The organism is Prochlorococcus marinus CUG1416 (assembly GCF_017695965.1).
Classification (GTDB): Bacteria; Cyanobacteriota; Cyanobacteriia; order PCC-6307; family Cyanobiaceae; genus Prochlorococcus_A.
In genome coordinates this window covers 477388-501973 of sequence record NZ_JAAORM010000005.1, presented here as the reverse complement: position 1 = coordinate 501973, position 24586 = coordinate 477388, and the positions used below count along the sequence as shown (strand labels likewise).

The window sequence follows — 24586 nt, the reverse complement described above, 5'->3', positions numbered from 1 at the left end:
TTGAGTTTAATTTTTGTAAATTTTCTTACTTCAATCCCCGACTATATTAGTTTGGCTGTTGAAAAGAATTCAATAATTGCATACCTCACTATTTGTTTGGCTATGTTTTTAGAAAACATAATACCTCCAATTCCTTCGGAAATAATAATGCCATTAGGAGGTTTTTTCGTTTATCAACAAAAATTAAATTTCTATATTTTAGTTTTTTGGGGATTGCTTGGAACTATTTTAGGATCATTGCCTTGGTACTATTTAGGTAGATTAGTAAATGAAAAAAGACTTTCAAATTTTCTAGATAAAAAAGGAAAATATTTGGGTATTTCTTCTAATGATTTAAGTAAAAGTAAAAGGTGGTTTGATAAATACGGGGTTTCTTTAGTTTTTTGGGGCAGATTAGTACCAGGTATAAGAACTTTGATTTCAGTTCCCGCTGGCATAGAACTTATGCCATTAAGAAAATTTTTGATTTGGACTACATTTGGGAGCCTGATATGGGTAGCACTTCTTACTTATGCAGGTTATTTATTTGGTGAAAATTATCCAATCATTGAAACTTATTTAGATCAAATCAAATATGTTGTGAAGCCAATTTTAATTTTAATTTTTTTATATTTTTTAATAAAAATACTTATTAGATTTATTAAAAAAATTAAAGCCTAAAAAGGTATTTCACTAGAATTACTGTTGTTAGAGTATTGGTTATTTTCAGACTCTTTTCGAGAGCTTAGCAAGTTTAATCTATCAACTCTAATAACTGGTTTGTATCTGTCTTCACCAGTATTTTTATCTTTCCAACTATCAATTTTAAAGCTTCCTGTAACTCCAATTAAAGATCCTTTTTTAACGTAGTCTGCTGCTACTTGGGCTTGTTTACCCCATATTTCTAAATTAAACCAGTCTGGCTCTTCATCTCTGCTTCTTCTGTTCACTGCAAGAGTGAAATTAGCTACGATACTACCAGATTCGAAATATCTTACATCTGGTTCTCTACCAGCTCTGCCAACAAGGTTGATAGTGTTAATTTCCATAATTATTTTTTTTTAATACTACTCATTTTTTTAGTTTCTGCTCAAAGTTTTGCGTGCTATTCATAACTAAACGAGAGAATTTTGAGAGCTTAGCAAAAAATAGATATATTATTTAAAAAAAGAATTCTTATTGTGATTTTTAACAGATTTAAATTTTCTAGAGATATTGGCATAGATTTGGGAACTGCCAATACTCTTATACATGTATCAGGGAAGGGAGTTGTTTTACAAGAGCCTTCAGTGGTAGCAATAGATTTAGAGGAAGGTGTTCCATTGGCTGTTGGTAAAGAAGCAAAGTTAATGCTTGGAAGAACACCTGGCAATATAAGAGCTGTAAGACCACTAAGAGATGGGGTTATCGCAGATTTTGATGCGGCAGAGCAAATGATAAAAACATTTATTCAGAAATGTAACGAAGGTAAGGGTATAGTAGCTCCAAGAATAGTTATTGGTATTCCAAGTGGAGTGACCAGTGTTGAGCGAAGAGCAGTAAGAGAAGCTGGATTAGCTGGAGCTAGAGAAGTTTACTTAATTGATGAACCTGTTGCAGCAGCAATTGGAGCATCATTACCAGTAACTGAGCCAATTGGAACCATGATTGTTGATATTGGTGGTGGGACTACCGAGGTTGCAGTATTAAGTTTGGGTGGAACTGTATTAAGTGAATCTGTGCGAATAGCTGGCGACGAAATAAATGAATCAATTGCCTTATATCTTAAAAAAGTTCATAATTTAGTTGTTGGAGAGAGAACTGCAGAAGATATTAAGATCAAAATTGGATCTGCATTTCCAGATGATGATTTTGATAAAACTACTTTAGAAGTTAGAGGTTTACATCTTTTATCTGGTTTACCTAGGTCAGTAACCTTGACATCAGGAGAAATCAGAGAGGCCATGGCTGATACACTCAGCAAAATAGTTGAAGCTGTAAAAAGAACTTTAGAGAGAACCCCCCCTGAACTTGCGGCAGATATTGTTGATAGGGGAATTATGCTTGCAGGAGGTGGAGCTTTAGTAAGAGGCATTAATGATTTATTGAGCGATGAAACGGGAATTTTTACTCACATAGCAGAAAACCCACTGCTATGCGTAGTTAATGGTTGTGGGCAGGTGTTGGATGATTTTAAAACACTTAAAAGAGTTGTTGATACTCCAGAGTTTATAAGGAACGCGATAAGAGATTAATACTATGTTAGATATCCGACGAATTTCTACTAGTCGTTGGTGGCATAAAAAGAAAAACTGGATAATCTTTGGAATTTTTTTATTTTTAGTTTTTGTAAGGATATCAAAAGGATCTATTTATAAGGATTTTTATTATTTCATTTCAAAGCCTTTTTGGCCTGGTCAATTTCAAAAAGAAGTTATTCTTAAGAGTATAGACCAAGAATATTTAATAAACTTAAATCTTCTTAAAAAGGATAATATAAGATTACGGAAAATTTTATCTCTGCGAGAATCATCTAATAATGATAATGTTTCAGCTGCAGTTATTTCGAGAAAAACAGGTAGTTGGTGGAGACAAATAATAATAAACAAAGGTTCAAAAGATGGAGTGCAAATTGGCAGTACTGTTATTGGTCCTGGTGGATTATTAGGAAGAGTAAACGATACTTCTTTATTTACTTCGACGGTAAGATTATTAACCTCACCAGAAAGTAAGGTAGGAGTATGGGTTGACAGAGCTCAAATTAATGGATTACTGGTCGGTTTAGGAGATGATTATCCTCGCTTAATACTTTATTCAAAAGATGCTGATATAAAAGCAGGAGATTTCGTTTCGTCTTCTCCTGCTAGTACTTTATTACCTCCAAATATCCCTATTGGTGTTGTCCAATCTGTAGATGAGCCATTTAAAGCAATAAAAACGGCAACAATATCACTTTTGGCAAAACCTCACGCAATTGATTGGGTACAAATTTTAAAAGTAAAAATTTAATGAAAAAATTTTTTATAAAAAAATTGTCTATAATTTTCTTTATTTTTATCCCAATTATTTTTTTATGGCATCCTAATTGGCTAGGATTTTTAGGTGTTCAGCCATATTGGCCTTTATTTTGGTTGTTGCCTTGGTCAATGATTAATGGATCGATTAATGGAGTAATATTTGGTTTGTTTTTAGGTCTAATTTTAGATTCTTTAACTCTAGATAGTAATTTTACTCAAATTCCAGGTTTAATTTTATGTGGATTTTTTTTTGGGAGAATTAAATTACATAGTGATATTTTCGTAGGACATTTTAGGTATGGTTTAATTTGTGCTTTTGGAAGTTTTTTATGCGGGACGCTTTATTTTTTGCAGATTTTGTTTAAAAATTTTTCAGATATTCCTTTTTTATTTTATGTCACCAGTTTTCAAAATATCCTAGCTGAAGTTTTTCTTACAGGTTTCTTGGCTCCTTTAATTTGCTCTAAACTTTTGAGAATCTTTAAATATTCAAGGAGAAAATTACAAAAATAAATTTCGCAGAGAAGTAAAAAGTGTTCGAAAAATGCATATCATGAAATTATTTAAAATCGTTTTTAAATCTATTGAATATCTCTTTGAGGCTTCGTAATGTTATATTTTTAATTGTTAGAATGAAAATTCAATGCAATAATTCTTTGCTTTGAAATATCTGGAAATCTTTTTTAACTATGTCAAAAGCAAGAATTTTAGTTGTTGATGATGAACCAGCAGTTTTGAAGGTATTAGTTACAAGACTTCAATTAGCAGGATATCAAGTTTTTTCCGCCACTAACGGTGAAGAGGCTCTTGAATCTTTTCATAGAGATTCACCAGACTTGATAGTTCTTGATGTTATGCTCCCAAAAATGGATGGCTTTGCAGTTTGCCGAAGAATTAGGGCTGAATCAGTGGTTCCAATAATATTTTTAACTGCACTTGAGGCGATTTCTGAGAGGGTTGCAGGTTTGGATTTAGGAGCTGATGATTACTTATCAAAACCCTTTAGTCCAAAAGAGTTAGAAGCGAGGATAGCTACTATTTTAAGAAGAATGGGCCCTACTGTGTCGGTTGCTGAAACCAAAGAGGTTCCATCTGGTAAAGGAGTTATGAAATTTGGCACTTTAGTGGTTGATACTAATAGAAGACAAGTATCTAGAGCTGGTGAAAGAATTAGTCTAACTTATACTGAATTTAGCCTTCTAGAATTATTATTTGACGAGCCTGGTAAAGTTGTTCCACGAGCTGAAATTTTAGAACAACTATGGGGTTATCCTCCTAGGAGAGCTGCAGATTTAAGAGTTGTAGATGTTTATGTCGCAAGACTAAGAGGTAAATTGGAACCAGATCCAAGAAATCCAGAATTAATATTAACTGTTAGAGGGATAGGTTATGCATCTCAGAGAGTTGGTGAAACAGCAACATCTTTGGCAAGTTGATCCTTAGTCTGATAATTTTATTAAATAAAACAAATATTAAAGTAAATTTTGTCTGAAATAAGAGATGCCCGCCTTCAAAAAGCAAATTTACTAGTTAGTAAAGGATTTGCTTCTTACGCAGAAAGTTTTAGAGTTTCCCACACTACTAAATTTCTTATTCAAGAATTTGATTTTTTAGAAAATGGTCAAGAGGAAGATTTCAGTGTCTCTATTGCTGGTAGAGTGATGGCAAAAAGGGTAATGGGTAAAATTGCCTTTTTTACAATAAGCGATCAAGAAGATCAGATTCAACTGTATTTAGAAAAAAGGATTATTAATTGCAATTTAGAAAATCAAAAATTACTTTCTTTTGAAGATATTAAGGAAATAGTAGATATTGGTGATTGGATAGGCGTTTACGGAACTATTAAAAAAACTAATAAAGGTGAGCTTTCAATTAAAGTAGAAAAATGGGAAATGTTATCAAAATCATTACAGCCGTTACCCGATAAATGGCATGGATTGACTGATATTGAAAAAAGATATAGACAACGTTATCTAGATTTAATAGTGAATCCGCACTCTAAAACTGTATTTAAAACAAGAGCAAAATGTATAAGTTTTATAAGAAAATGGCTAGATAATAGAAATTTTTTAGAGATAGAGACTCCAATTCTGCAATCTGAAGCTGGTGGTGCTGAAGCAAGACCATTTATTACTCACCATAATACGTTAGATATTCCGCTGTATCTAAGAATAGCTACTGAATTACATTTAAAAAGAATGGTTGTTGGAGGATTTGAGAAAGTTTATGAATTGGGAAGAATTTTCCGTAATGAGGGGATAAGCACAAAGCATAATCCTGAATTTACCTCAGTTGAAATATATCAAGCTTTTTCTAACTATGTCGATATGATGGATTTAACAGAAGAACTTATAAAAGATATCGTAGCTGATGCATGTGGCTCTTTAGTTATAAATTATCAAAATAACGAAATTGATTTTTCTAAACCTTGGTTAAGAATATCTATGAAAGATATAGTCAAAAAATATACAGGGATTGATTTTGATTCTTTCAGTGGAGACTTTCAAGAAGCAAAACAAGCCGTTAAAAGTATAAATGTTGGATGTTCTACTAAAACAAATACTATGGGAAGACTTCTAAATGAGGTCTTCGAGCAAAAAGTAGAGTCAGAACTTATAGAACCTACTTTTGTGATCGATTATCCTGTTGAAATCTCTCCTTTAGCTAGGCCTCATCTTGATAATAAAGAAATGGTTCAGAGATTCGAATTATTCATTGCTGGTCGAGAGCTGGCAAATGCTTTTAGTGAGTTGATAGATCCAGTAGATCAAAGAGAAAGAATGCAATTACAGCAATCTCTAAGGGATAAAGGAGATTTTGAGGCACATTGTATAGATGAAGATTTTTTGAATGCTTTAGAGATTGGCATGCCTCCAACTGGAGGATTAGGTATAGGCATTGATAGACTTATTATGCTAATTACTAATAGTCCATCAATAAGAGATGTAATCCCTTTCCCATTATTAAAACCAGAAATAACTTCTAATAAAAATGAAAAATCACCCTTGAATGAAGTAAAATAAATAAATTAATCCAATACGAAATTTTTTAAATGAGTGGTGAACGTGTTGGTTTCCGTTTCAAGCATGCGGATGCAGTAGTTAAAAGAAATCCTCAAGGCCGATCAAGAAGAGGATGGGTTATTGAACCAGTAGAGCAAACTACAAGCAGAGGAACAAAAATGCCTGCTTATAAAATTCGCTGGAGAGATAGCGAGAGGCCTGAAACTGTTTTACAGCATATGTTAATTGCAGATCCTGATCCTTCCCCTCCTCCAAGTTCAGTAAGTCTAGACTCATAGTTTCAACAAGTCTGAATAATATTCTTATCTTTTTAGTGCAGAGTTGATTTCTTTTTTCATACTTTTTTGTTTTTCATCTTGTCGTTTGTCATGTAATTTTTTGCCTTTACCTACTCCAATTTTGATTTTTATCCATGAGCCTTTTAAATAAAGAGATAATGGAACAATAGTCATTCCTCTTTTTTCAGTATTAGATTTAAGTTTGATTATTTCTTTTTTATGTAGTAGTAACTTTCTATTTCTTAATGGATCATGATTAAAAAAAGACCCCACATTTTTGTGTGGTGAAATGTGAACATTCAACAATAAAATCTCACCATCTCTGAATGAACAGTACCCATCTCTTAAATTTGCTTTTCCGTTTCTAATAGACTTTACTTCAGTACCTAAAAGTTCAATTCCAGCTTCGATTGTTTCAGATATTGCATATTGAAATTTTGCATATCTATTCTCAGCTAGACGTTTAAAATTATTTTCTTTTTTATGATTTTCTTGAACTTTGTTTGAATTTTTTGCCATTTTAGTTGTAAAAAATCTTTCTACTCAGAACAATTGCAATTAACCTTTCATTATGGCAATAATTTCCTCCAATATAGGCGATAATGACTTTTCTCTTAGTAAAAAAGAGCTTAGGATAGTTGATTCAAAAATTATTCCAGAAGAAAAAAGAAATAATAATCTGAACTTAGCTAGACCTCTTACTTTACAAGACTTTATTGGCCAAGAACAACTTAAGTCTTCTTTAAGAATAGCTATAGATGCTTCAATTTATAGGAAAGAACCTTTGGAACATATTCTTATATATGGACAACCTGGTTTAGGTAAGACTACCCTAGCTTTTCTGATAGCCCATGAAATGAATACAAAATGTAGGGTAGCTACTGCACCCGCAATTGAAAGGCCTAGAGATATTGTAGGGTTACTGCTTGGATTAAAAGAAGGTGATGTTTTATTTATCGATGAGATACATCGCTTAAATAGGTTAACTGAAGAGTTGTTATATTCTGCAATGGAGGATTTTAGACTAGATTTAACTATGGGAGCTAATAGAGGAGCACGTTGTAGAACAATTAATCTTCCCAGGTTTACTCTGATTGGCGCGACAACTAAATTAGCTTCTATAAGTGCCCCCCTAAGAGATAGATTTGGTATGTCTCAGAAAATTGAATTTTATACATATGATGAATTAAAACAAATAATCTTTAATTTCTCCGGATTAATAAACCTTAATTTAGATGATGAAGCATCTTATAATTTAGCCAAGATCTCTAGAGGGACTCCAAGAATTGCTTTGAGATTATTAAGACGAGTTCGAGATTACGCGCAAGTTGTTAAAAACACTAATGTTATCTCAGTGAATTTAATAAAAAAAGCTTTAAATTCTTACCAAATAGACGAAAAAGGATTGGATTCTTTAGATAGGCAATATTTGTCTTTTTTAAACCAAAACAATAATATTCCAACTGGTCTCGATTCAATAGCAGCAGGATTGGGTGATGATTCTTCAATGTTAGAATTTGTAGTCGAGCCGTATCTAATCCAAATTGGTTTTATCACAAGAACTCCTAGAGGAAGATTGCTTACTGCTTTAGGGAAAAAGTACATTGATTCAAAAAATGATAACTTTTAAAAAAGTTAAGGTTTGTCTTTTATTAATTTTTGTTTTTGTCAATATTTTGTATATTGCTCCATGCTATTCATTATCTTCGAGAGAGGATTTGTTTGAAAATGCATTAGCTTTAAGTTCAGGCGGAAAATTTAATCTCGCTTTACAAGAATGGAATCGCTATTTGGATTTGTTTCCTGATGATGCTGCAGGTTTGAGCAATAGAGGAAATGTAAGACTTGTCATTGGAGATGTAGAGGGGGCAATAGATGACCAAAATCAGGCAATAAGTTTAAATCCTAGTGAAATAGATCCTTACATTAACAGAGGTATAGCCGAGGAATCATTAGGTCTATGGTCGCAAGCAAAAAAAGATTATTTGTTTGTGATTTCTCAAGATAGTCAAAATTCCTCAGCATTATATAATTTAGCTAATGTTGCAGGTTCTACATCAGAATGGGAAACAGCAAGAGATTTATTTTCAAAAGCTGCTTTATATAATCCTGGATTTGCTATGGCAAGGTCAAGTATGGCTTTAGTAGATTTCCAGTTAGGGAATATTGATGAATCTGAAAAAGAATTAAAAAAATTAATTAGACGTTATCCAACTTTTGCAGATGCTAGGGCAGCTTTAACAGCTTTGAATTGGTCCAAGGGAGAATCTGGTAAGGCAGAGAGTAATTGGATTGCAGTAACTGAATTAGATCCTAGGTATAGTGATGAGGAATGGTTAAAAAAAGTAAGAAGATGGCCTCCAAAACCAACTAAACATCTAATGAACTTTATCGATTTAAAATAAGTAATGAATAGAGATCAGTTTTCAAAACAAATTGATTCGTTTAATGATGAATTAATTAATTTAAGAAGACATATCCATGCACATCCGGAATTAAGTGGACTTGAAAATCAAACAGCTATTTTGATAAGTGGTTTTTTAAAAAATATTGGTTGGAATGTCAAAGAATCTATAGGCAGAACTGGAGTTATAGCTGATTTTGGCCCCTTAGATAAAGGTATTATAGGCTTAAGAGTGGATATGGATGCGTTGCCAATATTTGAGGAAACTAAATTAAGTTTTTCATCAAAAGTAGATGGTGTTATGCATGCGTGTGGTCACGATTTGCATATATCGATTGGGTTGGGTGTAGCAAAAATTGTTAAGGATTTACAACTTAATTTTGGGACTAGGATAATTTTTCAGCCCGCTGAAGAAATTGCAAGTGGAGCTAGATGGATGATTAAAGATGGAGCAACTGATGGTTTAACTAATATTCTGGGCGTTCATGTCTACCCCGATTTATCTGTTGGCACTATTGGGATTAGAGAGGGAAGTTTAACTGCAGCCGCTGGAGAACTCAAGGTAGAGATTAAAGGGAAATCAGGTCATGGTGCTCGACCTCATGAAGGGGTTGATGCTATTTGGGTGGCCTCTAAAGTTATCTCAGGAATTCAAGAATTAATAACACGGAAGTTAGATCCTTTAGATCCTGTAGTAATAACTTTTGGTAAAATTAATGGTGGCACTGCATTCAATGTCCTTGCCGAAAAGGTTAATTTAATTGGTACGGTTAGATGCACAAATCTTAAATTATTTAAGAATATAGGTAATTGGCTCAATGAAAATATCTCTTCTTTAGCTAATAGTTGCGGAGCCGATGCAAAAGTAATTTTTAGAGAAATTACTCCACCAGTTAATAATAATTCTGAAATTAATAGAGTCCTCAGAGACTCGGGAATTAAGGTTTTAGGTCAAGAAAATGTTATCGAATTACAAAAACCATCATTAGGTGCTGAAGATTTCGCTGAGTTCTTGAATGAGATCCCTGGAGCTATGTTTAGGCTTGGTGTTTCTAGCTCAAATGGATGTGCTCCCCTACACAGTTCCAAATTTGATCCAGACGAACGAGCTATTGCAGTAGGAATCAAAGTTATAACAGAATCCATTGTAAAATTAAGCAATGAAATAATTAATACAGGTGAAAAATGAAAATTAATAAAGGATTTATTTTGTCTTGTGTTGCTCCTTTCATGATCATTATGTCCGCTGTTGGCTTAATATTAAAGGACAATGCTAAGAAGATTTTTTATTTGCCTATTGGCTTAATGGGGATCTCAATTATTTTGGAGAAAGATGTAAGAAGAAAATTGGATAGAAAAAATATCTTAAAAAAGATAAAGTCTTATCAGAAAGTTAAATAAAAAATATTTTATTTATTTTTACTCAATATGTGATGACTATTTTTTAGAAAAGAGCTATTAATAAAATAAATACTAGGGGTGCTAAGAAATTTTACTTAGCTGAGATCATACCCTTTGAACCTGAATCATTAATCCTGATACAGGGAAGTGGAAATTTGATCAAACTTTAGTAATAACACTTTTAAAAATTTATAAGTTATGAGAAGTACTTGGATTAAACCTCGCCTTGGAAAAGACAATGTAACTCAGATGAATTTTGCGAGGAACGGATGTATCACTGAAGAAATGGATTTTGTTGCTAAAAAAGAAAATCTACCTGCTTCTTTAATAATGGAAGAAGTGGCAAGAGGAAGATTAATTATTCCAGCTAATATCAATCATTTGAATCTTCAGCCAATGTCCATAGGTATTGCTTCTAGATGTAAAGTTAATGCAAATATTGGTGCTTCCCCTAATGCAAGTGATATCAATGAAGAAGTAGAGAAGCTTAAGCTGGCCGTTAAATATGGGGCTGATACGGTTATGGATCTTTCTACCGGGGGAGTAAATTTAGATGAAGTTAGGCAAGCAATCATTCATGAATCTCCTGTTCCGATAGGAACAGTTCCTGTTTATCAAGCTTTAGAAAGTGTACATGGCTCGATAGATAGACTCACTGAAGACGATTTTCTTCATATTATTGAAAAACATTGCAAGCAGGGCGTCGATTATCAAACTATTCATGCTGGATTATTAATAGAGCATTTGCCAAAAGTCAAAGGAAGAATTACTGGAATTGTAAGTAGAGGGGGAGGTATTTTAGCTCAATGGATGTTACATCATTTTAAGCAAAATCCTCTTTATACTAGGTTTGATGATATTTGCGAGATTTTCAAGAAATATGATTGTACTTTTTCTCTAGGAGATTCACTTAGGCCTGGATGTTTGCATGATGCTTCTGATGATGCACAGCTATCTGAATTGAAGACCTTAGGAGAGCTTACTCGAAGAGCATGGGAACATAATGTTCAAGTTATGGTTGAGGGTCCTGGTCATGTACCTATGGATCAAATTGAGTTTAATGTGAGAAAGCAAATGGAGGAATGTTCAGAAGCTCCTTTTTATGTTCTTGGCCCATTAGTAACAGATATATCTCCTGGTTATGACCATATATCAAGTGCCATTGGAGCAGCAATGGCTGGTTGGTATGGGACATCTATGTTATGTTATGTAACCCCAAAAGAACATCTAGGCCTTCCCAATGCAGAGGATGTACGAGAAGGATTAATTGCTTACAAGATAGCTGCTCATGCTGCTGACATAGCAAGACATCGAGCTGGAGCTCGTGATAGAGATGACGAACTTAGTCATGCTAGGTATAACTTTGATTGGAATAAACAATTCGAACTTTCTTTAGATCCAGAAAGAGCAAAGCAATATCATGATGAAACATTGCCTGATGAAATCTTTAAAAAGGCCGAATTTTGTTCAATGTGCGGACCTAAACATTGTCCAATGAATTCTAAAATTTCTGATGAATCTCTTGATCAACTAAAAGATAAACTTGAAGAATGTAATTCTTCAGTTTAGTTATAAATTTATCCTTATAGAATTTCCTTTGTCTTATCAACAACGTTTTCGACGGTAAATCCAAAATTCTTCATACATTCTCCACCTGGTGCTGATGCACCAAAACTATCCATAGTAATACAAATCCCATCAAAACCTGTATATTTATGCCAACCAAATGAATGGGCAGCTTCTACTACAACTCTCTTCGTCACACTACTAGGTAAAACACTTTCTTTATACGATTTTTCTTGTTCTTCGAATAGTTCTACGCAAGGCATAGAGACAACTCTAGTTTTTTTACCTAAGTTTGAAATTTGCTTACTTGCTTCAATGCAAAGATTTAGTTCGCTTCCAGTACCAATAAATATTAAATCTGGTGTTCCCTCGCAATCAGAAACTATGTATCCTCCTAATGCAACTTTGTCAATCGAAGTATTTTCTTGATTTGGCATACCTTGTCTACTTAAACAAAGGGCAGAAGGTCTTTTGCGATTTTGAATAGCAAGTTTATAAGCCCCACTCGTCTCATTCCCATCTCCTGGCCTGAAAACTAGCATATTAGGCATGGCGCGAAGAGAAGGTATAGTTTCAATAGGTTGATGTGTTGGACCATCTTCGCCTACTCCAATTGAATCATGTGTTAATACATAGATCACTCCTAATTCGCTGAGTGCTGATAGTCTCATTGAACCTCTCATGTAATCGGCGAAAACAAGGAAGGTTCCACCATAAGGAATAAGACCACTATTGTGATAGGCAATACCATTAAGTATTGCTGCCATTGCATGCTCTCTTACTCCAAAATGTAAATATCTTTTTTCAGGGCTATGAGGCTGGAATGATCCAGTTTCCCCCTTGATATCTGTGTAGTTAGAGTGAGTTAAATCTGCAGAACCACCAATTAATTCAGGTAGGTTAGGACCTAGAGCACCTAAACATATTTGTGAATGCTTTCTTGTGGCTAACCCTTTATCATCAGGTGTGTAAGAAGGGAGATCTGAGTCCCAATTCTCGGGTAATTGGCCTTTTAACATTCTGTGTAATTCGGCACCTTCAGATGGATATTGCTTTTTATATTCTTCAAATTTAGAGTCCCATTCTTTTTCTAAGTTTTCGCCTTTGTTTATTGATTTTCTAAATTGCGAATATACTTCATCTGGTATTTCAAATGGAGGATATTCCCAATTTAGAAACTCTCTAGTTAATGTAGCTTCTTCTTCTCCAACGGCTGCTCCATGAATTCCAGCAGTGTCTGATTTATTAGGCGAACCATAACCTATTGTTGTAGAGATTTTTATAATTGAAGGTTTGTCTGTAACTAATTTTGCTTTTTCAATAGCTTCAGTTATTCCCTTAACATCATGATTACCATCTTCAACATGTTGTACATGCCATCCATAAGCTTCATATCTTTTTAAAACATCTTCAGTGAAAGAAACATCGGTTCGCCCATCAATTGTAATTTGGTTATCGTCATAAAGTGCAATTAATTTTCCAAGCTTGAGGTGACCAGCTAATGAGCAAGCCTCTGATGCAATACCTTCTTGATTACAGCCGTCACCCATTATGACGTAAGTATAGTGATCAACGATATTGCAATCAGGTTTATTGAATTTAGCTGCTAAGTGAGTTTCAGCTATTGCTAAACCAACTGCATTAGAAATTCCTGCTCCAAGAGGCCCAGCTGTGACTTCAACCCCCTCTGTTTCGAATGTTTCTGGATGACCAGGAGTTTTCGATCCCCATTGTCTAAATTCTTTAATATCTTCTATGGAAACTGATTTATATCCTGTTAGATGAAGCAAAGAATATAACAACATACAGCCATGACCAGCCGATAATACAAAACGATCTCTATTAAACCATTTGGGATTATTTGGATTGTGATTAAGGATGTTTTGCCATAGTGCATAACCCATAGGAGCACACCCCATGGGTAAACCAGGATGTCCACTATTAGATTTATTTACTGCATCTACAGCAAGCATTCTTATACTATTTACACAGAGTGATTCTAATGAAACAGATGCAGCGACCATTGTTTTAAAATAAGATAAGTTGGAAATATAGATTTGGTTATCATTAGTTCATTTTGCTGAAAGCAAGGCAAACATTGTGACCACCAAAGCCGAAGGAATTAGAAAGAGCAACTCCTACTTGAGCTTCTCTTGCGTTATTTGGTACATAATCAAGATCACAATCAGGATCTGGATTGACGTAGTTAATTGTAGGAGGGATAAAATTATGTGTCAAAGAAAGTATACAAGCTACAGCTTCTATTCCTCCTGAGCCTCCTAGGAGATGACCAGTCATCGACTTAGTAGAGCTTACAGGAATAAGGTAAGATCTGTCTTTAAAAATAGATTTAATTGCAGAAGTTTCATTTTTGTCATTAGCTGATGTACTTGTTCCATGAGCATTTATGTAATCAACTTTTTCAAGGTTGAGAGAACTGTCTTCAATTGCTAGTTTGATAGCTTCTGCACCTCCAACCCCGCCTGGGGAGGGAGCAGTGATGTGATGAGCATCGCATGTCGTTCCATATCCAATGATTTCTGCATAGATTCTCGCATCTCTTTTTTGTGCATTTTCTAAAGTTTCTAACACAAGAATGCCAGATCCCTCTCCAATAACAAATCCATCCCTTTCTGCATCAAAGGGTCTACTTGCTGTTTGAGGACTGTCATTTCTGAAAGAAAGAGCTTTAGCACTGGCAAAACCAGCCACTCCAAGAGGAGTAATACTGGCTTCTGCACCTCCACAGATCATTGCATCTGCCTTGCCAAGTTGGAGTAATCTAAAAGAGTCGCCAATTGCATTAGAACCAGCAGCGCAGGCAGTGGAAACAGAGGAGCTTGGTCCTTTTGCACCCAAAGCAATGGCAGCTAGTCCAGTTGCCATATTTGGAATCATCATTGGGACTGTGAATGGACTTACTCTTTTTGGTCCTTTATGACTCAGTATTTGAGCTTGACTTTCCATAGTTAGTAAGCCTCCAACACCAGAGCCAATAATTACTCCAATTCTTGATGCGTTAGCTTCAGTAATTTCAAGTCCAGAATCATTAAAGGCTTGCTTTGCTGCAATAACTCCAAACTGTGAAAAACGATCCCACCTTTTCGATTCTTTAGCCTCAATAAAATTCTCAGATTGAAGATTTTTTACTTCTGCTGCAAATTTGCAAGGATGTTGTCCAGGATCAAAGAGAGTGATACCTGAGACTCCATTAATCCCTTTTTGAAGACTAAGTAAATATTCATCAATGTTATTACCAATTGGAGTTACTGCTCCGATACCAGTAATAACTACTCGATGGAAATTTGGCATCCTTGATTAACCCTTTTTGTCTTCGATGAATTTAACTGCATCGCCAACTGTTGCTATCCCTTCAGCTGCTTCATCAGGGATTTCAATATCGAATGCTTCCTCTAGAGCCATAACTAATTCAACTGTATCTAGAGAATCGGCACCCAAATCATTTTGGAAATTTGAATCCGATTTTACTTCTGATGCTTCAACGCTTAATTGCTCTGAAACAATAGAACAGACTTTTTCGAGGATTTCTTGTGACATAGTTTATGGAATTTACTAATTATCTATATGATTTTATGCCCTAGAGTTAACAAGAGTGAAGCATATCTTAATTTTTTTAATTTCTTTGTAAGACAATAGTATTATATAACGAGGTTCAAAAGACAATTTTTACATGTCACACGCAGTTAAAATTTACGACACTTGCATTGGATGCACCCAATGTGTAAGGGCTTGCCCACTAGACGTTTTAGAAATGGTTCCTTGGGATGGCTGTAAAGCTGGCCAAATCGCTTCATCTCCTAGAACTGAAGATTGTGTAGGATGCAAAAGATGCGAAACGGCTTGTCCAACAGATTTCTTGAGTATACGTGTTTATTTAGGAGATGAAACGTCTAGGAGTATGGGCTTAGCTTATTAAATTTGTAGGGCAGTTTTAAGAGAGTCCATGTTTTAATACATACTCATTTTTTTTCAATATAATTGAAAAAAAATTATTGTATGTGTGGAATAGTTGCTGTTACCGGATATAAAAAAGCTTTACCATTGTTGCTGAATGGTTTAGAAAAACTTGAGTATAGAGGCTATGATTCCGCTGGTATTGCAGTTATAGAATCTGAGACAAAAAATATTACTTGTCACAAAGCAGAAGGAAAACTCAGAAATTTAATAAGCAGTCTTAATGATAAGAATATTTCTGGTGCTGTTGGTATAGGTCATACTAGGTGGGCAACTCATGGAAAGCCTGAAGTAAAAAATGCCCATCCTCACACTGATAGTTCAGGAAATATAGCAGTTGTTCAAAATGGCATTATTGAAAATTTTCAAGACTTAAAAAATAAATTAGAGATAGAGGGTATTATTTTTAATTCTGATACAGATACTGAGGTAATTCCCCATCTAATTCAAAGAGAATTAAACACATTAAGTAAACTCAAGCTTGAGAATAATGGTTCAACATTATTAGTAGCTGTAAGAAATGTAATTTCTGATTTAGAAGGATCTTATGCGTTAGCAGTTTTATGGTCAGGTGCCCCTACATCTCTGGTTGTTGCAAGAAGACAAGCACCTTTGATTATAGGATTGGGAGAAGGAGAATTTATGTGTGCAAGCGATACGCCAGCCATTGCAAACTTTACTAATATTATTCTGCCTTTGGAGGATGAGGAGATAGCTTTATTAACTCCTCTTGGAATAGAAATATATGACTCAAATAACGAGAGACAATATCGAAATCCAGTTTCCTTAAAAGTCTCAGAGCAAATAATAGATAAGATGAATTTCAAACACTTTATGTTAAAAGAGATATATGATCAGCCCGGGACTGCAAAAAATTGGTTGGAAAATTATTTAATTAAAAACTCAGAAAATGGTCAATATCAGATTAACTATTCCTTTGATACAAAGTTTTTTGAATCAATTGAGAGAATTGACATTATCGCTTGTGGTACAAGTAAACATGCTGCAATGGTGGGTAGTTTTTTATTAGAACAATTTTCAGGTATCCCTACAAATGTCTTTTATGCAAGCGAATTTCGATATTCACCACCACCACTGCTGCCAAATACATTAACTATTGGAGTCACTCAATCTGGAGAAACTGCTGATACAATTGCAGCCATAGATATGGAAATTAAAAGACGGTCTGCAATTGTAGATAAAAAATTTAAACCCAATCTTATTGCAATAACTAATAGAAAAGATAGCTCGATAGGAAGGCAGGTTCCAAATATAATCGATATCTGTGCAGGAATAGAAGTGGGAGTTGCAGCAACAAAAACTTTTTTTGCACAATTACTTTCTTTTTATGGATTAGCTATAAAATTTGCGCAAATTAAAGACAGTCAAAGTCCAGATGAAATAGGTAAATTAATCACTGAACTTATAAAACTGCCTCCATTACTAGAAGATCTCTTAGAGAAACATAATCAATCTTCCGAAAAGCTAGCACATGATTTTTTTAACATTAAAGATGTAATCTTTTTAGGCAGAGGCATAAATTATCCTATTGCTCTTGAAGGAGCATTAAAACTAAAAGAAATTAGTTATATTCATGCTGCTGGATATCCAGCTGGTGAAATGAAACATGGTCCAATAGCTTTGTTAGATAAAAAAGTACCTGTAATTTCTATAGCTTCTCCTGGGGAAGTCTTTGATAAAGTGATCAGTAATGCTCAAGAAGCAAAAGCTAGAGATTCATATTTGATTGGAATTGCTCCTGAATGTAATGGAACTGAAATCTTTGATTATTTAATGAAAATTCCTTCCTCCAATGAATGGGTTTCACCTTTACTTAATATAGTGCCTTTGCAATTATTGAGTTACCATATTGCAGCTCATAGAGGACTGGACGTAGATCAACCAAGAAATTTAGCTAAAAGCGTAACTGTGGAATGATTTAGTCTCTTATAAAGCTTTATTTTTTTAAATTTATAGCTCTAAAAGTCCTTTGGGAGGATTGATGATAAGAAAATTATTTTTTATATCTATCAATGGTACTATCTCTTTTACAAATGGTATTAGAACTGTTTTTTGACTTTTAAAAAGTTCAATAACAAGTAGATTATTTTTTTCATTTTCTAAATTAATAACTTTACCAATTATTTTTAATTCATTATTTTCTAATGTCTTGACTTGTAAATTCACAAGTTCCAATAAGTGGAATTCTTCTTTTTTTAATTCAGGAAGTTTATTAGTTTTTACAAGAATTTTATATTTTCTAAGTTGCTCTGCATGATTTCTAGTATTTATTCCTTGGAACTTAATGATAAAGGTTTCTTTCCCAGGCCTTTTGAAACCAGAGGTGAGTTCTATTTTTGTAGGAGGTTCATTTTCTTTTTGCAACCATCTCATTCCTGGTTCTAAAAATCTTTCTTCAAAATCGCTTAGAGATTTCACCTTTACTTGTCCATTAATTCCGTGACATGATGTTATCAATCCAACAACCAACCATTCATTTTTATTTATCATATATTGTATTGAATAAAGTGTTCTATGGAATTATCGACTAAACCCATACTCCCTGGTTCTTTTGTTGTTGTAAAAGACACGGCCTCTATATATAGAGGATATAAAGGTTTTGTACAAAGAGTTACCAAAAAAAGAGCAGCTGTTCTGTTTGAAGGAGGTAATTGGGATAAACTCATAACTTTTCAGCTAACTAATTTAGAAAGAGTATAAAATTAAATTTTCCCTATAGCTAGAAATTTTTCTATCAAAACTCTAGCTGCATTTGTTCCTGCTTCTTTATGAGATTTACCAAATGCAGAAGATTGTTTTAATCCTTCAATAAATATGTCGCAAGAAAATCTTTTTGGGTCCCCATTTTTTGAAGAGACTTCAATTATTTTATATACTGGCAAATCAAAGCCTTTACTTTGACACCACTCTTGTAATACTGTCTTTGATTTGAATTTATATGGAGCTTTTATAAAGATTTCTGAATCTTCCTCCCAAATATCATCTAGCCATAGATTTATTTCCTGTATTGAATTAAAGCACTTATAAAGGGCACCGATTAAAGCTTCTGTAGATTCCCCGATAATAGTGTTTTTTGAATTTTCATCACCAAGAGCTTTAGGCCCTTTAATTATTAATTTCTCTATGCCAATTTCCCCCCCTAATTTAGTTAACCATTCATCACTTACAATTTGCGCTCTTAGCTCTGATCTTTCTCCTACACTCATCTGAGGATATTTTTTTTCAATAAAATTTGAAGCAGCTAACCTGAGTACTGCATCCCCGAAGAATTCCAACTTTTCGTAATTTATTATTTTGTCATTTGAGGAATGGATTAATGCTTGATTAAAATCTTCAATCACGGAAATATTCTGTGTTCTTATTATTTCAGAAAATCTCTTGGATTTAATGTTTAAAGACTTTAAAAAAGTAATTATTTGATTAATTCTCTTTCCATTCATTACATTGGCCATATTATTTAAATAATCACGACTAATAGAAAGCAGGTCATAAGCCGGGTTCTGTTCATCTTAAATAAGATGGGCAATCATCTATCTAGGGCTGGAATTACTTCGCAGTCTCAAGCGGCACTTAAAAGTAGATTGTGTAATGGTCATAAATCTACTAAGCCTTGCTCCCAGCCGGGGTTTACCTAGCCAACACTTCTCAATGTTGCTGGTGCGCTCTTACCGCACCCTTGCACCCTTGCCATACAAAAGTATTAGGCGGTATGTTTCTGTGGCACTATCCTCACGGTTTCCCGTACTGGGAGTTACCCAGCAAGCCTGACCATGTGGGAGCCCGGACTTTCCTCAAAAAAGTTTTATTTTGGAAACAAAATAAAACTTTTTTGCGATTGCCTCTCCTGCTTTCATTTAGCATAGTACTTATTACTCCAAAAAGCATCTATTGGGGCTGTAGCTCAGCAGGATAGAGCAACGGTTTCCTAAACCGTAGGTCGTGGGTTCGACTCCCGCCAGTCCCGTTAAAGTAATAAACTATATGTAGTATGTGTGCAAACATGCCACTCTCTAGCTAGCGTATAGTTAGTAATAACTATTTTATGCCTAAGTTGCATGATATGCGTTTAAAGCTCTTAATTCAACAAGAGCACGAACGTATTTCTAAATCCCAGCCTAATGATTTAGATCTTTCGATAGTTCAAGCGAGATGTTTATGCTGGCTTGCTTTATTGGCTGAAGCTCATGAAGATCAAGCAAATGATGCTGAAAAAAGAGGAGATGCCGAACAAGCAATGGGATGGTTTGCTGATTCTATGAGATTAAGAGATGTCATCAACTTGGTTACTAGTATTGAGATACCTTTGCCAGATAGTCCAGATTCACTTGATGAAAATGACGAATTATTGGATGGTCCTACAATTATGCCCAAATAGTGAGATGATATAAGTAGAGTTATATTTTCTTTTGGCTGAAGAACCATGTCAATGCTCTGATTGTAAGAGATTTTATAAAGAGCATGATCGTCTTATTAGAGAATTTCCTACTTTTAAGCAGCAACAAGAATTAAATTGGGCATCTATTCAATCTTTCAGAACTCTTTGTAGTAAGGTTACTAATGAATTGCAGAGACAATTATCTGAAAAAGAATCTAATGAGGATAAAAGTCCAGAAGAACAACACATTTCTGATATAGAAATTACAGAAGTTTTAGATGAACTTGAAAGTGTTAATGCGTATTTATATTCAATTGAAGCATTAATGGAAAGAATTTTTGATATAAAAATCTCAACTAATATTGAATCTAAATTTCAAGAAATTGCAAACGAATTAGCTCCAGACCCATTAAATGTGGATAGATTAATCTTAAACAGATTATTTCATCAAACTCCAGATTTCCCAGATAAGAAAAATATTAATTAGTTAATTTTTCGACATCGCAAGTAATCTCTACAGGCATTGGAGATACTTTCCAAATTGACTTGCAGTACTCTCTAATAGATCTATCTGATGAAAAATAACCTGATCTTGCAGTATTTAATAATGCCATTTTATTCCAAGATTTTTTATTATTCCAGCATTTACTGACTTCATCCTGTTTTTTTAAGTAGTCTTCGAAGTCAGCCATCACAAAGAATGGGTCATATCCAGTCAAGCTATTTAATAAAGGTTTAAATAGTTCTTTATCACCGTTACTAAAATGGCCAATTTCAATTAAACGTATTAATTCTTTCAGCTCGGGACATTTTTCAATATAAGTTTTGGGCGAGTAATTATTATTTTTTAAATCCATAATTTCACTTTCAGTTTTTCCAAAAAGAAAGAAATTCTCTTTCTTTACAAGGTCTCTTAATTCCACATTAGCTCCATCTAAGGTTCCAATAGTCAATGCTCCATTCATAGCAAACTTCATATTTCCAGTTCCAGATGCTTCTTTTCCGGCAGTTGAAATTTGTTCTGAAAGATCTGTAGCGGGATAAACTATTTCGCCAAGCTTTACATTATAGTCCGGTAAAAAAACAACCCTTAATAGACCATCCATATCTGGGTCAGAATTCACTACATCAGCAATACCATTAATGAATCGAATCATTAGTTTTGCCATAAAGTAACCTGGCGCAGCTTTACCTCCAAAGATTATTGTTCTTGGTACTTCATACTTGTTTATACCGTTTTTGATTCTTAGATATTGAGCAATAATTTGTAAGGCGTTTAAATGTTGCCTTTTATATTGATGAATTCTCTTTACCTGAACATCAAATAAACTGGAGGGATCGACGAGTATACCTGTTTTTGAGTGGATAAAGCTAGCTAATTTTCGCTTTCCATTTAGTTTAGTTTCTTCAAATTGTTCTAAAAAATTGGTGTCATCTTTTTTTCCCTCTAACTTTTTCAGAAGCTCCATATTGGTTATCCAATCAGGACCTACTTCTTTTTCAAGAAGAGAAGACAATGATGGATTTGAGAGAGCAACCCATCTTCTTGGAGTAACGCCATTAGTAACGTTAGTAAATTTGTCAGGCCATAATTTTGCAAATTCAGGAAGAAGTTGCCTTTTAATTAGATCTGAGTGAAGAGCTGCTACCCCATTTATATGATGTGCGCCAATCGTAGCTAAATGAGCCATTCTTACTGATTTGGAACCTTCTTCATCAATTATTGAGAGTTTTTGAAGGATTTTGTCATCACCAGGATAACGTAGTCTTAATTGCTGTAGAAATCGCCAATTAATTTCATAAATAATTTCTAGATGTCTAGGAAGGAGATCATTAAATAAACCTAAATCCCATTTTTCTAAAGCTTCTGGAAGTAATGTATGGTTTGTGTAAGCAACTGATGAGGTTGTTATGTTCCAAGCTTTATCCCAACCTACTTGATATTGGTCAATGAGAAGTCGCATTAATTCTGCTACAGCAATTGCAGGATGAGTATCATTTAATTGGACTGTCCAATGTCTGGGAAATTCTGTTATTGGTATTGATCTTTTTTCAAGGCTTCTTAACATATCCTGAAGAGAACAACTTACGAAAAAGTGTTGCTGTTTTAGTCTTAATCTTCTACCTTCATCAGTTCCATCGTTTGGGTACAGAACTTTTGAAAGAGTTTCAGATGCAACTTTTTCTTCCACTGCTCCATAGTAATCACCAATATTGAAGGCATAAAAGTCAAAACTTTCTGTTGCATCAGCTCTCCATAATCTTAATCTGTCACATGTATTTACTCTGTATCCCAGCACTGGAACATCATGAGGAACTCCGATAGCATGTTCTGAAGGTATCCATCTTGATCTATAGTTTCCTTTATCATCTCTATAACTTTCAGTTCTACCTCCAAAACCCACAAAACATGATTCGTCAGGTTGCGGTAGCTCCCATGGCCACCCACCCTTCAGCCATTTATCAGTAACTTCAACTTGCCAACCATCTCTGATTAACTGATTGAATATGCCAAATTCGTAGCGAATACCATAACCAACTGCTGGAACTTGTAAAGATGCTAGTGATTCCATATAACATGCGGCAAGTCTGCCAAGTCCACCATTACCTAGTCCAGGCTCTTCTTCTACTTCAAGAATCGTTGATAATGATTCAATCCCGAATCTCTTTAAAGCATCTTCTGCCTCTTGAGTGATGCCAAGATTGAGTAGGTTATTACTTAATTGAGGACCTATTAAAAATTCTGCTGATAGGTAAGCGACTGTTTTTTGTGGTTTTTTTCTTATAACTTCTTGACTGGCTAAATATCTTGTCATCAGCCTATCTTTAACTGCGTAACTTAAAGCCATATACAGGTCGTGAGGACTTGCAGAAGTAGCTAACTTTCCAAGTGTGTAGAAAAGATGGGCTGTCATTCCTTGAAAAACAGCATCAGAATCCATGCCAGCTTTCTCAGGATCTAAGTAGCAGCCTGGCGTAGGCAAGCGTAGATCGAAGGGTTCGTTGGGATTCATTTGATTAGCCATATATCAGACATTAGCCATGTTTTAGAAAATTTCTTTGTTGTAACTTCAGATCCACACTTGTTGAGTATTTTTGCTTTTTTTTTACATAGTTCTTAAAGTGGGCCCTCAATAAACTATCTTCCAATTATGTAGTTTATTTTTTTCTCGAGTTTCATATGTATTCTTTACTTGCTGAATTAAGTGCACATGATTTAGAAGTTGCTGAAACGTTGATAGGAGTTATAAGATTTCTATTGATATTTTTAGCTGCAAGAGCATTGGCAGAAGTATTAGTAAGACTAAGTTTACCAACGATTGTAGGTGAGCTTCTTGCAGGAGTAGTAATAGGAGCATCGGGATTCCACCTGTTGATTCCACCCTCCGCTGGAACTGAACTAAATGAAGGGCTTGTAAATTTTATTAGTTCATTAGCTTCTATTCCCCCTGAGGCAGTACCTGATGTTTATTTCGAAAGTTTTCCATCCCTACAAGCAGTAGCAACACTTGGCTTATATGCACTTTTATTTTTAACAGGCTTAGAAAGTGAGTTAGAAGAATTGGTGGCTGTAGGTGCACAGGCTTTTACTGTTGCTATGGCTGGGGTCATTTTACCGTTTGCTTTTGGAACTCTTGGATTAATGTTTATTTTCCAAGTAGATCTAATTCCATCAGTATTTGCTGGAGCATCTATGACAGCTACAAGTATAGGTATTACTGCAAGTGTTTTCGGTGAATTAGGATATTTGAAAACTAGAGAAGGACAGATTGTTATTGGTGCTGCAGTTCTAGACGATATTTTGGGTATTGTTATTCTCGCAGTTGTTGTAGCTCTTGCTGCTGGAGGTTCTTTAGAAATTGCTCCTATCGTGAAATTAGTAGCAGCAGCTGTAGTATTTGTTATTGCGGCTATTGCATTAAGTCGAACAGCAGCACCAGGTTTTGATTGGCTATTAGATAGATTAAAGGCTCCTGGTGCTGTTGTGGTAGCGTCTTTTGTGATACTTGTATTGTGTTGTTTCGTGGCAACAGCAATTGGGTTAGAGGCGGCTTTAGGTGCTTTTGCCGCTGGATTGATTCTTAGTAGTTCTAAAAATAATCATGCTATTCAACAATCAGTTTTACCTTTAGTATCATTATTTGCAACCATTTTCTTCGTATTAGTTGGAGCTGGAATGGATTTATCAGTTATCAATCCTCTTGATCCAACAAGTAGATCAGCTCTTGTAGTCGCAGGATTTTTGTTGGTTGTTGCAATTATTGGAAAAATTGCAGCTGGATGGGTATTTTCAAGTGATAAACCTACCAATAGACTAGTTGTAGGTTTAGGGATGATGCCTAGAGGAGAGGTTGGTTTAATATTCCTTGGTCTAGGTACAAGCGCTGGTCTTCTTACTCCCTCACTTGAAGCAGCAATTTTATTAATGGTTATTGGTACGACATTTCTGGCTCCTGTTCTTTTAAGAATCGTTTTAAAAGATAAGACACCAGGTGGTGGTAATAAAATATCAGATGATGTTGCAGCTGATCCTGTTGGTCTTCTTTAGTAAATAATTTTATTAGAAT

Annotated in this window: 26 protein-coding genes, 1 tRNA gene and 1 other RNA gene; 19 read left to right on the top strand and 9 right to left on the bottom strand. The window is 34.5% G+C overall.

Going from position 1 to position 24586, the window contains the following annotated elements; all coding sequences use genetic code 11:
- Positions 1-660, top strand: a complete 660-nt coding sequence (locus HA146_RS09040) for a DedA family protein (protein WP_209109202.1) — start codon at positions 1-3, stop codon at positions 658-660.
- Here the strand turns inward: HA146_RS09040 and HA146_RS09035 are convergent.
- Complete coding sequence (locus HA146_RS09035) at positions 657-1028, bottom strand: single-stranded DNA-binding protein (RefSeq protein WP_209109201.1); 372 nt, start codon at positions 1026-1028, stop codon at positions 657-659. The two genes, HA146_RS09040 and HA146_RS09035, sit on opposite strands and share 4 nt — an antisense overlap.
- A 132-nt stretch (positions 1029-1160) precedes the next feature.
- On the opposite strand from HA146_RS09035, the gene HA146_RS09030 reads away from it, so the two are divergent.
- The 6 genes from HA146_RS09030 (at position 1161) to HA146_RS09005 (ending at position 6276) form a co-directional block, all read left to right on the top strand.
- The gene (locus HA146_RS09030) at positions 1161-2213 is read left to right on the top strand and encodes a rod shape-determining protein (protein ID WP_348535292.1); all 1053 of its coding nucleotides are present in this window, start codon (positions 1161-1163) and stop codon (positions 2211-2213) included.
- Positions 2214-2217: 4 nt separating this feature from the next.
- Positions 2218-2967 carry a rod shape-determining protein MreC gene (gene mreC, locus HA146_RS09025; RefSeq protein ID WP_209109200.1) on the top strand — a complete coding sequence of 250 codons (750 nt, stop codon included), beginning with the start codon at positions 2218-2220 and terminating at the stop codon, positions 2965-2967.
- A complete protein-coding gene (locus HA146_RS09020) occupies positions 2967-3488 on the top strand; it encodes a hypothetical protein (protein WP_209109199.1) in 522 nt (173 codons plus the stop codon). The genes mreC and HA146_RS09020 overlap by 1 nt, the downstream gene beginning before the upstream one ends.
- A gap of 176 nt (positions 3489-3664) precedes the next feature.
- Positions 3665-4411: a response regulator transcription factor RpaB gene (gene rpaB, locus HA146_RS09015; RefSeq protein ID WP_209109198.1), complete on the top strand. Its 747-nt coding sequence runs from the start codon at positions 3665-3667 to the stop codon at positions 4409-4411.
- Positions 4412-4459: 48 nt separating this feature from the next.
- Positions 4460-5998, top strand: coding sequence for a lysine--tRNA ligase (gene lysS / locus HA146_RS09010; protein WP_209109197.1), 1539 nt, complete (start codon positions 4460-4462; stop codon positions 5996-5998).
- A 29-nt stretch (positions 5999-6027) separates the two neighbouring features.
- Positions 6028-6276, top strand: coding sequence for a hypothetical protein (locus HA146_RS09005; protein ID WP_011377252.1), 249 nt, complete (start codon positions 6028-6030; stop codon positions 6274-6276).
- 24 nt (positions 6277-6300) lie between these two features.
- Here the strand turns inward: HA146_RS09005 and smpB are convergent, their stop codons facing one another.
- Positions 6301-6795: an SsrA-binding protein SmpB gene (gene smpB, locus HA146_RS09000; RefSeq protein ID WP_209109196.1), complete on the bottom strand. Its 495-nt coding sequence runs from the start codon at positions 6793-6795 to the stop codon at positions 6301-6303.
- 52 nt (positions 6796-6847) lie between these two features.
- Between smpB and ruvB the strand changes: the two genes are divergently transcribed.
- The 5 genes from ruvB (at position 6848) to thiC (ending at position 11650) form a co-directional block, all read left to right on the top strand.
- Positions 6848-7906 (top strand): Holliday junction branch migration DNA helicase RuvB, encoded by a 1059-nt coding sequence (ruvB, locus tag HA146_RS08995; RefSeq protein WP_209109195.1) that lies wholly within the window; start codon positions 6848-6850, stop codon positions 7904-7906.
- Entirely contained in the window at positions 7893-8681 is a 789-nt protein-coding gene (locus HA146_RS08990) for a tetratricopeptide repeat protein (RefSeq protein ID WP_209109194.1), read from the top strand. The genes ruvB and HA146_RS08990 overlap by 14 nt, the downstream gene beginning before the upstream one ends.
- A gap of 3 nt (positions 8682-8684) precedes the next feature.
- Positions 8685-9869, top strand: a complete 1185-nt coding sequence (locus tag HA146_RS08985) for an amidohydrolase (protein WP_209109193.1) — start codon at positions 8685-8687, stop codon at positions 9867-9869.
- Positions 9866-10081 (top strand): DUF3188 domain-containing protein, encoded by a 216-nt coding sequence (locus tag HA146_RS08980; RefSeq protein ID WP_209109192.1) that lies wholly within the window; start codon positions 9866-9868, stop codon positions 10079-10081. The genes HA146_RS08985 and HA146_RS08980 overlap by 4 nt, the downstream gene beginning before the upstream one ends.
- A gap of 198 nt (positions 10082-10279) precedes the next feature.
- Positions 10280-11650 carry a phosphomethylpyrimidine synthase ThiC gene (thiC, locus tag HA146_RS08975; RefSeq protein WP_209109191.1) on the top strand — a complete coding sequence of 457 codons (1371 nt, stop codon included), beginning with the start codon at positions 10280-10282 and terminating at the stop codon, positions 11648-11650.
- 14 nt (positions 11651-11664) lie between these two features.
- On the opposite strand, the gene tkt is transcribed toward thiC, so the two are convergent.
- The 3 genes from tkt to acpP are packed head-to-tail and all read right to left on the bottom strand — an operon-like array spanning position 11665 to position 15205.
- A complete protein-coding gene (tkt, locus tag HA146_RS08970; RefSeq protein ID WP_209109190.1) occupies positions 11665-13671 on the bottom strand; it encodes a transketolase in 2007 nt (668 codons plus the stop codon).
- A gap of 43 nt (positions 13672-13714) precedes the next feature.
- Entirely contained in the window at positions 13715-14959 is a 1245-nt protein-coding gene (fabF, locus tag HA146_RS08965) for a beta-ketoacyl-ACP synthase II (RefSeq protein ID WP_209109189.1), read from the bottom strand.
- A gap of 6 nt (positions 14960-14965) precedes the next feature.
- On the bottom strand, positions 14966-15205 hold the full coding sequence (gene acpP, locus HA146_RS08960; protein WP_209109188.1) for an acyl carrier protein: 240 nt from the start codon (positions 15203-15205) through the stop codon (positions 14966-14968).
- Positions 15206-15338: 133 nt separating this feature from the next.
- Here acpP and psaC point away from each other — a divergent pair, with 133 nt between their 5' ends.
- Together psaC and glmS are read left to right on the top strand one after the other, a co-directional pair.
- Entirely contained in the window at positions 15339-15584 is a 246-nt protein-coding gene (gene psaC / locus HA146_RS08955) for a photosystem I iron-sulfur center protein PsaC (protein ID WP_007099573.1), read from the top strand.
- Between the two features lie 80 nt (positions 15585-15664).
- Complete coding sequence (gene glmS / locus HA146_RS08950; protein WP_209109302.1) at positions 15665-17560, top strand: glutamine--fructose-6-phosphate transaminase (isomerizing); 1896 nt, start codon at positions 15665-15667, stop codon at positions 17558-17560.
- A gap of 33 nt (positions 17561-17593) precedes the next feature.
- Here the strand turns inward: glmS and rimM are convergent, their stop codons facing one another.
- A complete protein-coding gene (rimM, locus tag HA146_RS08945; RefSeq protein ID WP_209109187.1) occupies positions 17594-18133 on the bottom strand; it encodes a ribosome maturation factor RimM in 540 nt (179 codons plus the stop codon).
- Positions 18134-18157: 24 nt separating this feature from the next.
- Here rimM and HA146_RS08940 point away from each other — a divergent pair, with 24 nt between their 5' ends.
- Positions 18158-18343 (top strand): NAD(P)H dehydrogenase subunit NdhS, encoded by a 186-nt coding sequence (locus HA146_RS08940; protein ID WP_209109186.1) that lies wholly within the window; start codon positions 18158-18160, stop codon positions 18341-18343.
- Positions 18344-18345: 2 nt separating this feature from the next.
- On the opposite strand, the gene HA146_RS08935 is transcribed toward HA146_RS08940, so the two are convergent.
- Positions 18346-19095 carry a ribonuclease III family protein gene (locus tag HA146_RS08935; protein ID WP_209109185.1) on the bottom strand — a complete coding sequence of 250 codons (750 nt, stop codon included), beginning with the start codon at positions 19093-19095 and terminating at the stop codon, positions 18346-18348.
- A 21-nt stretch (positions 19096-19116) separates the two neighbouring features.
- Positions 19117-19495: RNase P RNA component class A (gene rnpB, locus HA146_RS08930), an RNA gene on the bottom strand.
- Between the two features lie 38 nt (positions 19496-19533).
- Here rnpB and HA146_RS08925 point away from each other — a divergent pair.
- The 3 genes from HA146_RS08925 (at position 19534) to HA146_RS08915 (ending at position 20505) form a co-directional block, all read left to right on the top strand.
- Positions 19534-19607, top strand: a tRNA-Arg gene (locus tag HA146_RS08925).
- Between the two features lie 78 nt (positions 19608-19685).
- A complete protein-coding gene (locus HA146_RS08920; protein ID WP_209109184.1) occupies positions 19686-20018 on the top strand; it encodes a hypothetical protein in 333 nt (110 codons plus the stop codon).
- A 31-nt stretch (positions 20019-20049) separates the two neighbouring features.
- Complete coding sequence (locus tag HA146_RS08915; protein ID WP_209109183.1) at positions 20050-20505, top strand: hypothetical protein; 456 nt, start codon at positions 20050-20052, stop codon at positions 20503-20505.
- Here the strand turns inward: HA146_RS08915 and HA146_RS08910 are convergent.
- On the bottom strand, positions 20498-23044 hold the full coding sequence (locus tag HA146_RS08910) for a glycogen/starch/alpha-glucan phosphorylase (protein WP_209109182.1): 2547 nt from the start codon (positions 23042-23044) through the stop codon (positions 20498-20500). The two genes, HA146_RS08915 and HA146_RS08910, sit on opposite strands and share 8 nt — an antisense overlap.
- 155 nt (positions 23045-23199) lie before the next feature.
- Between HA146_RS08910 and HA146_RS08905 the strand changes: the two genes are divergently transcribed.
- Positions 23200-24567: a cation:proton antiporter gene (locus HA146_RS08905; protein WP_209109181.1), complete on the top strand. Its 1368-nt coding sequence runs from the start codon at positions 23200-23202 to the stop codon at positions 24565-24567.
- Positions 24568-24586: the final 19 nt, after the last annotated feature.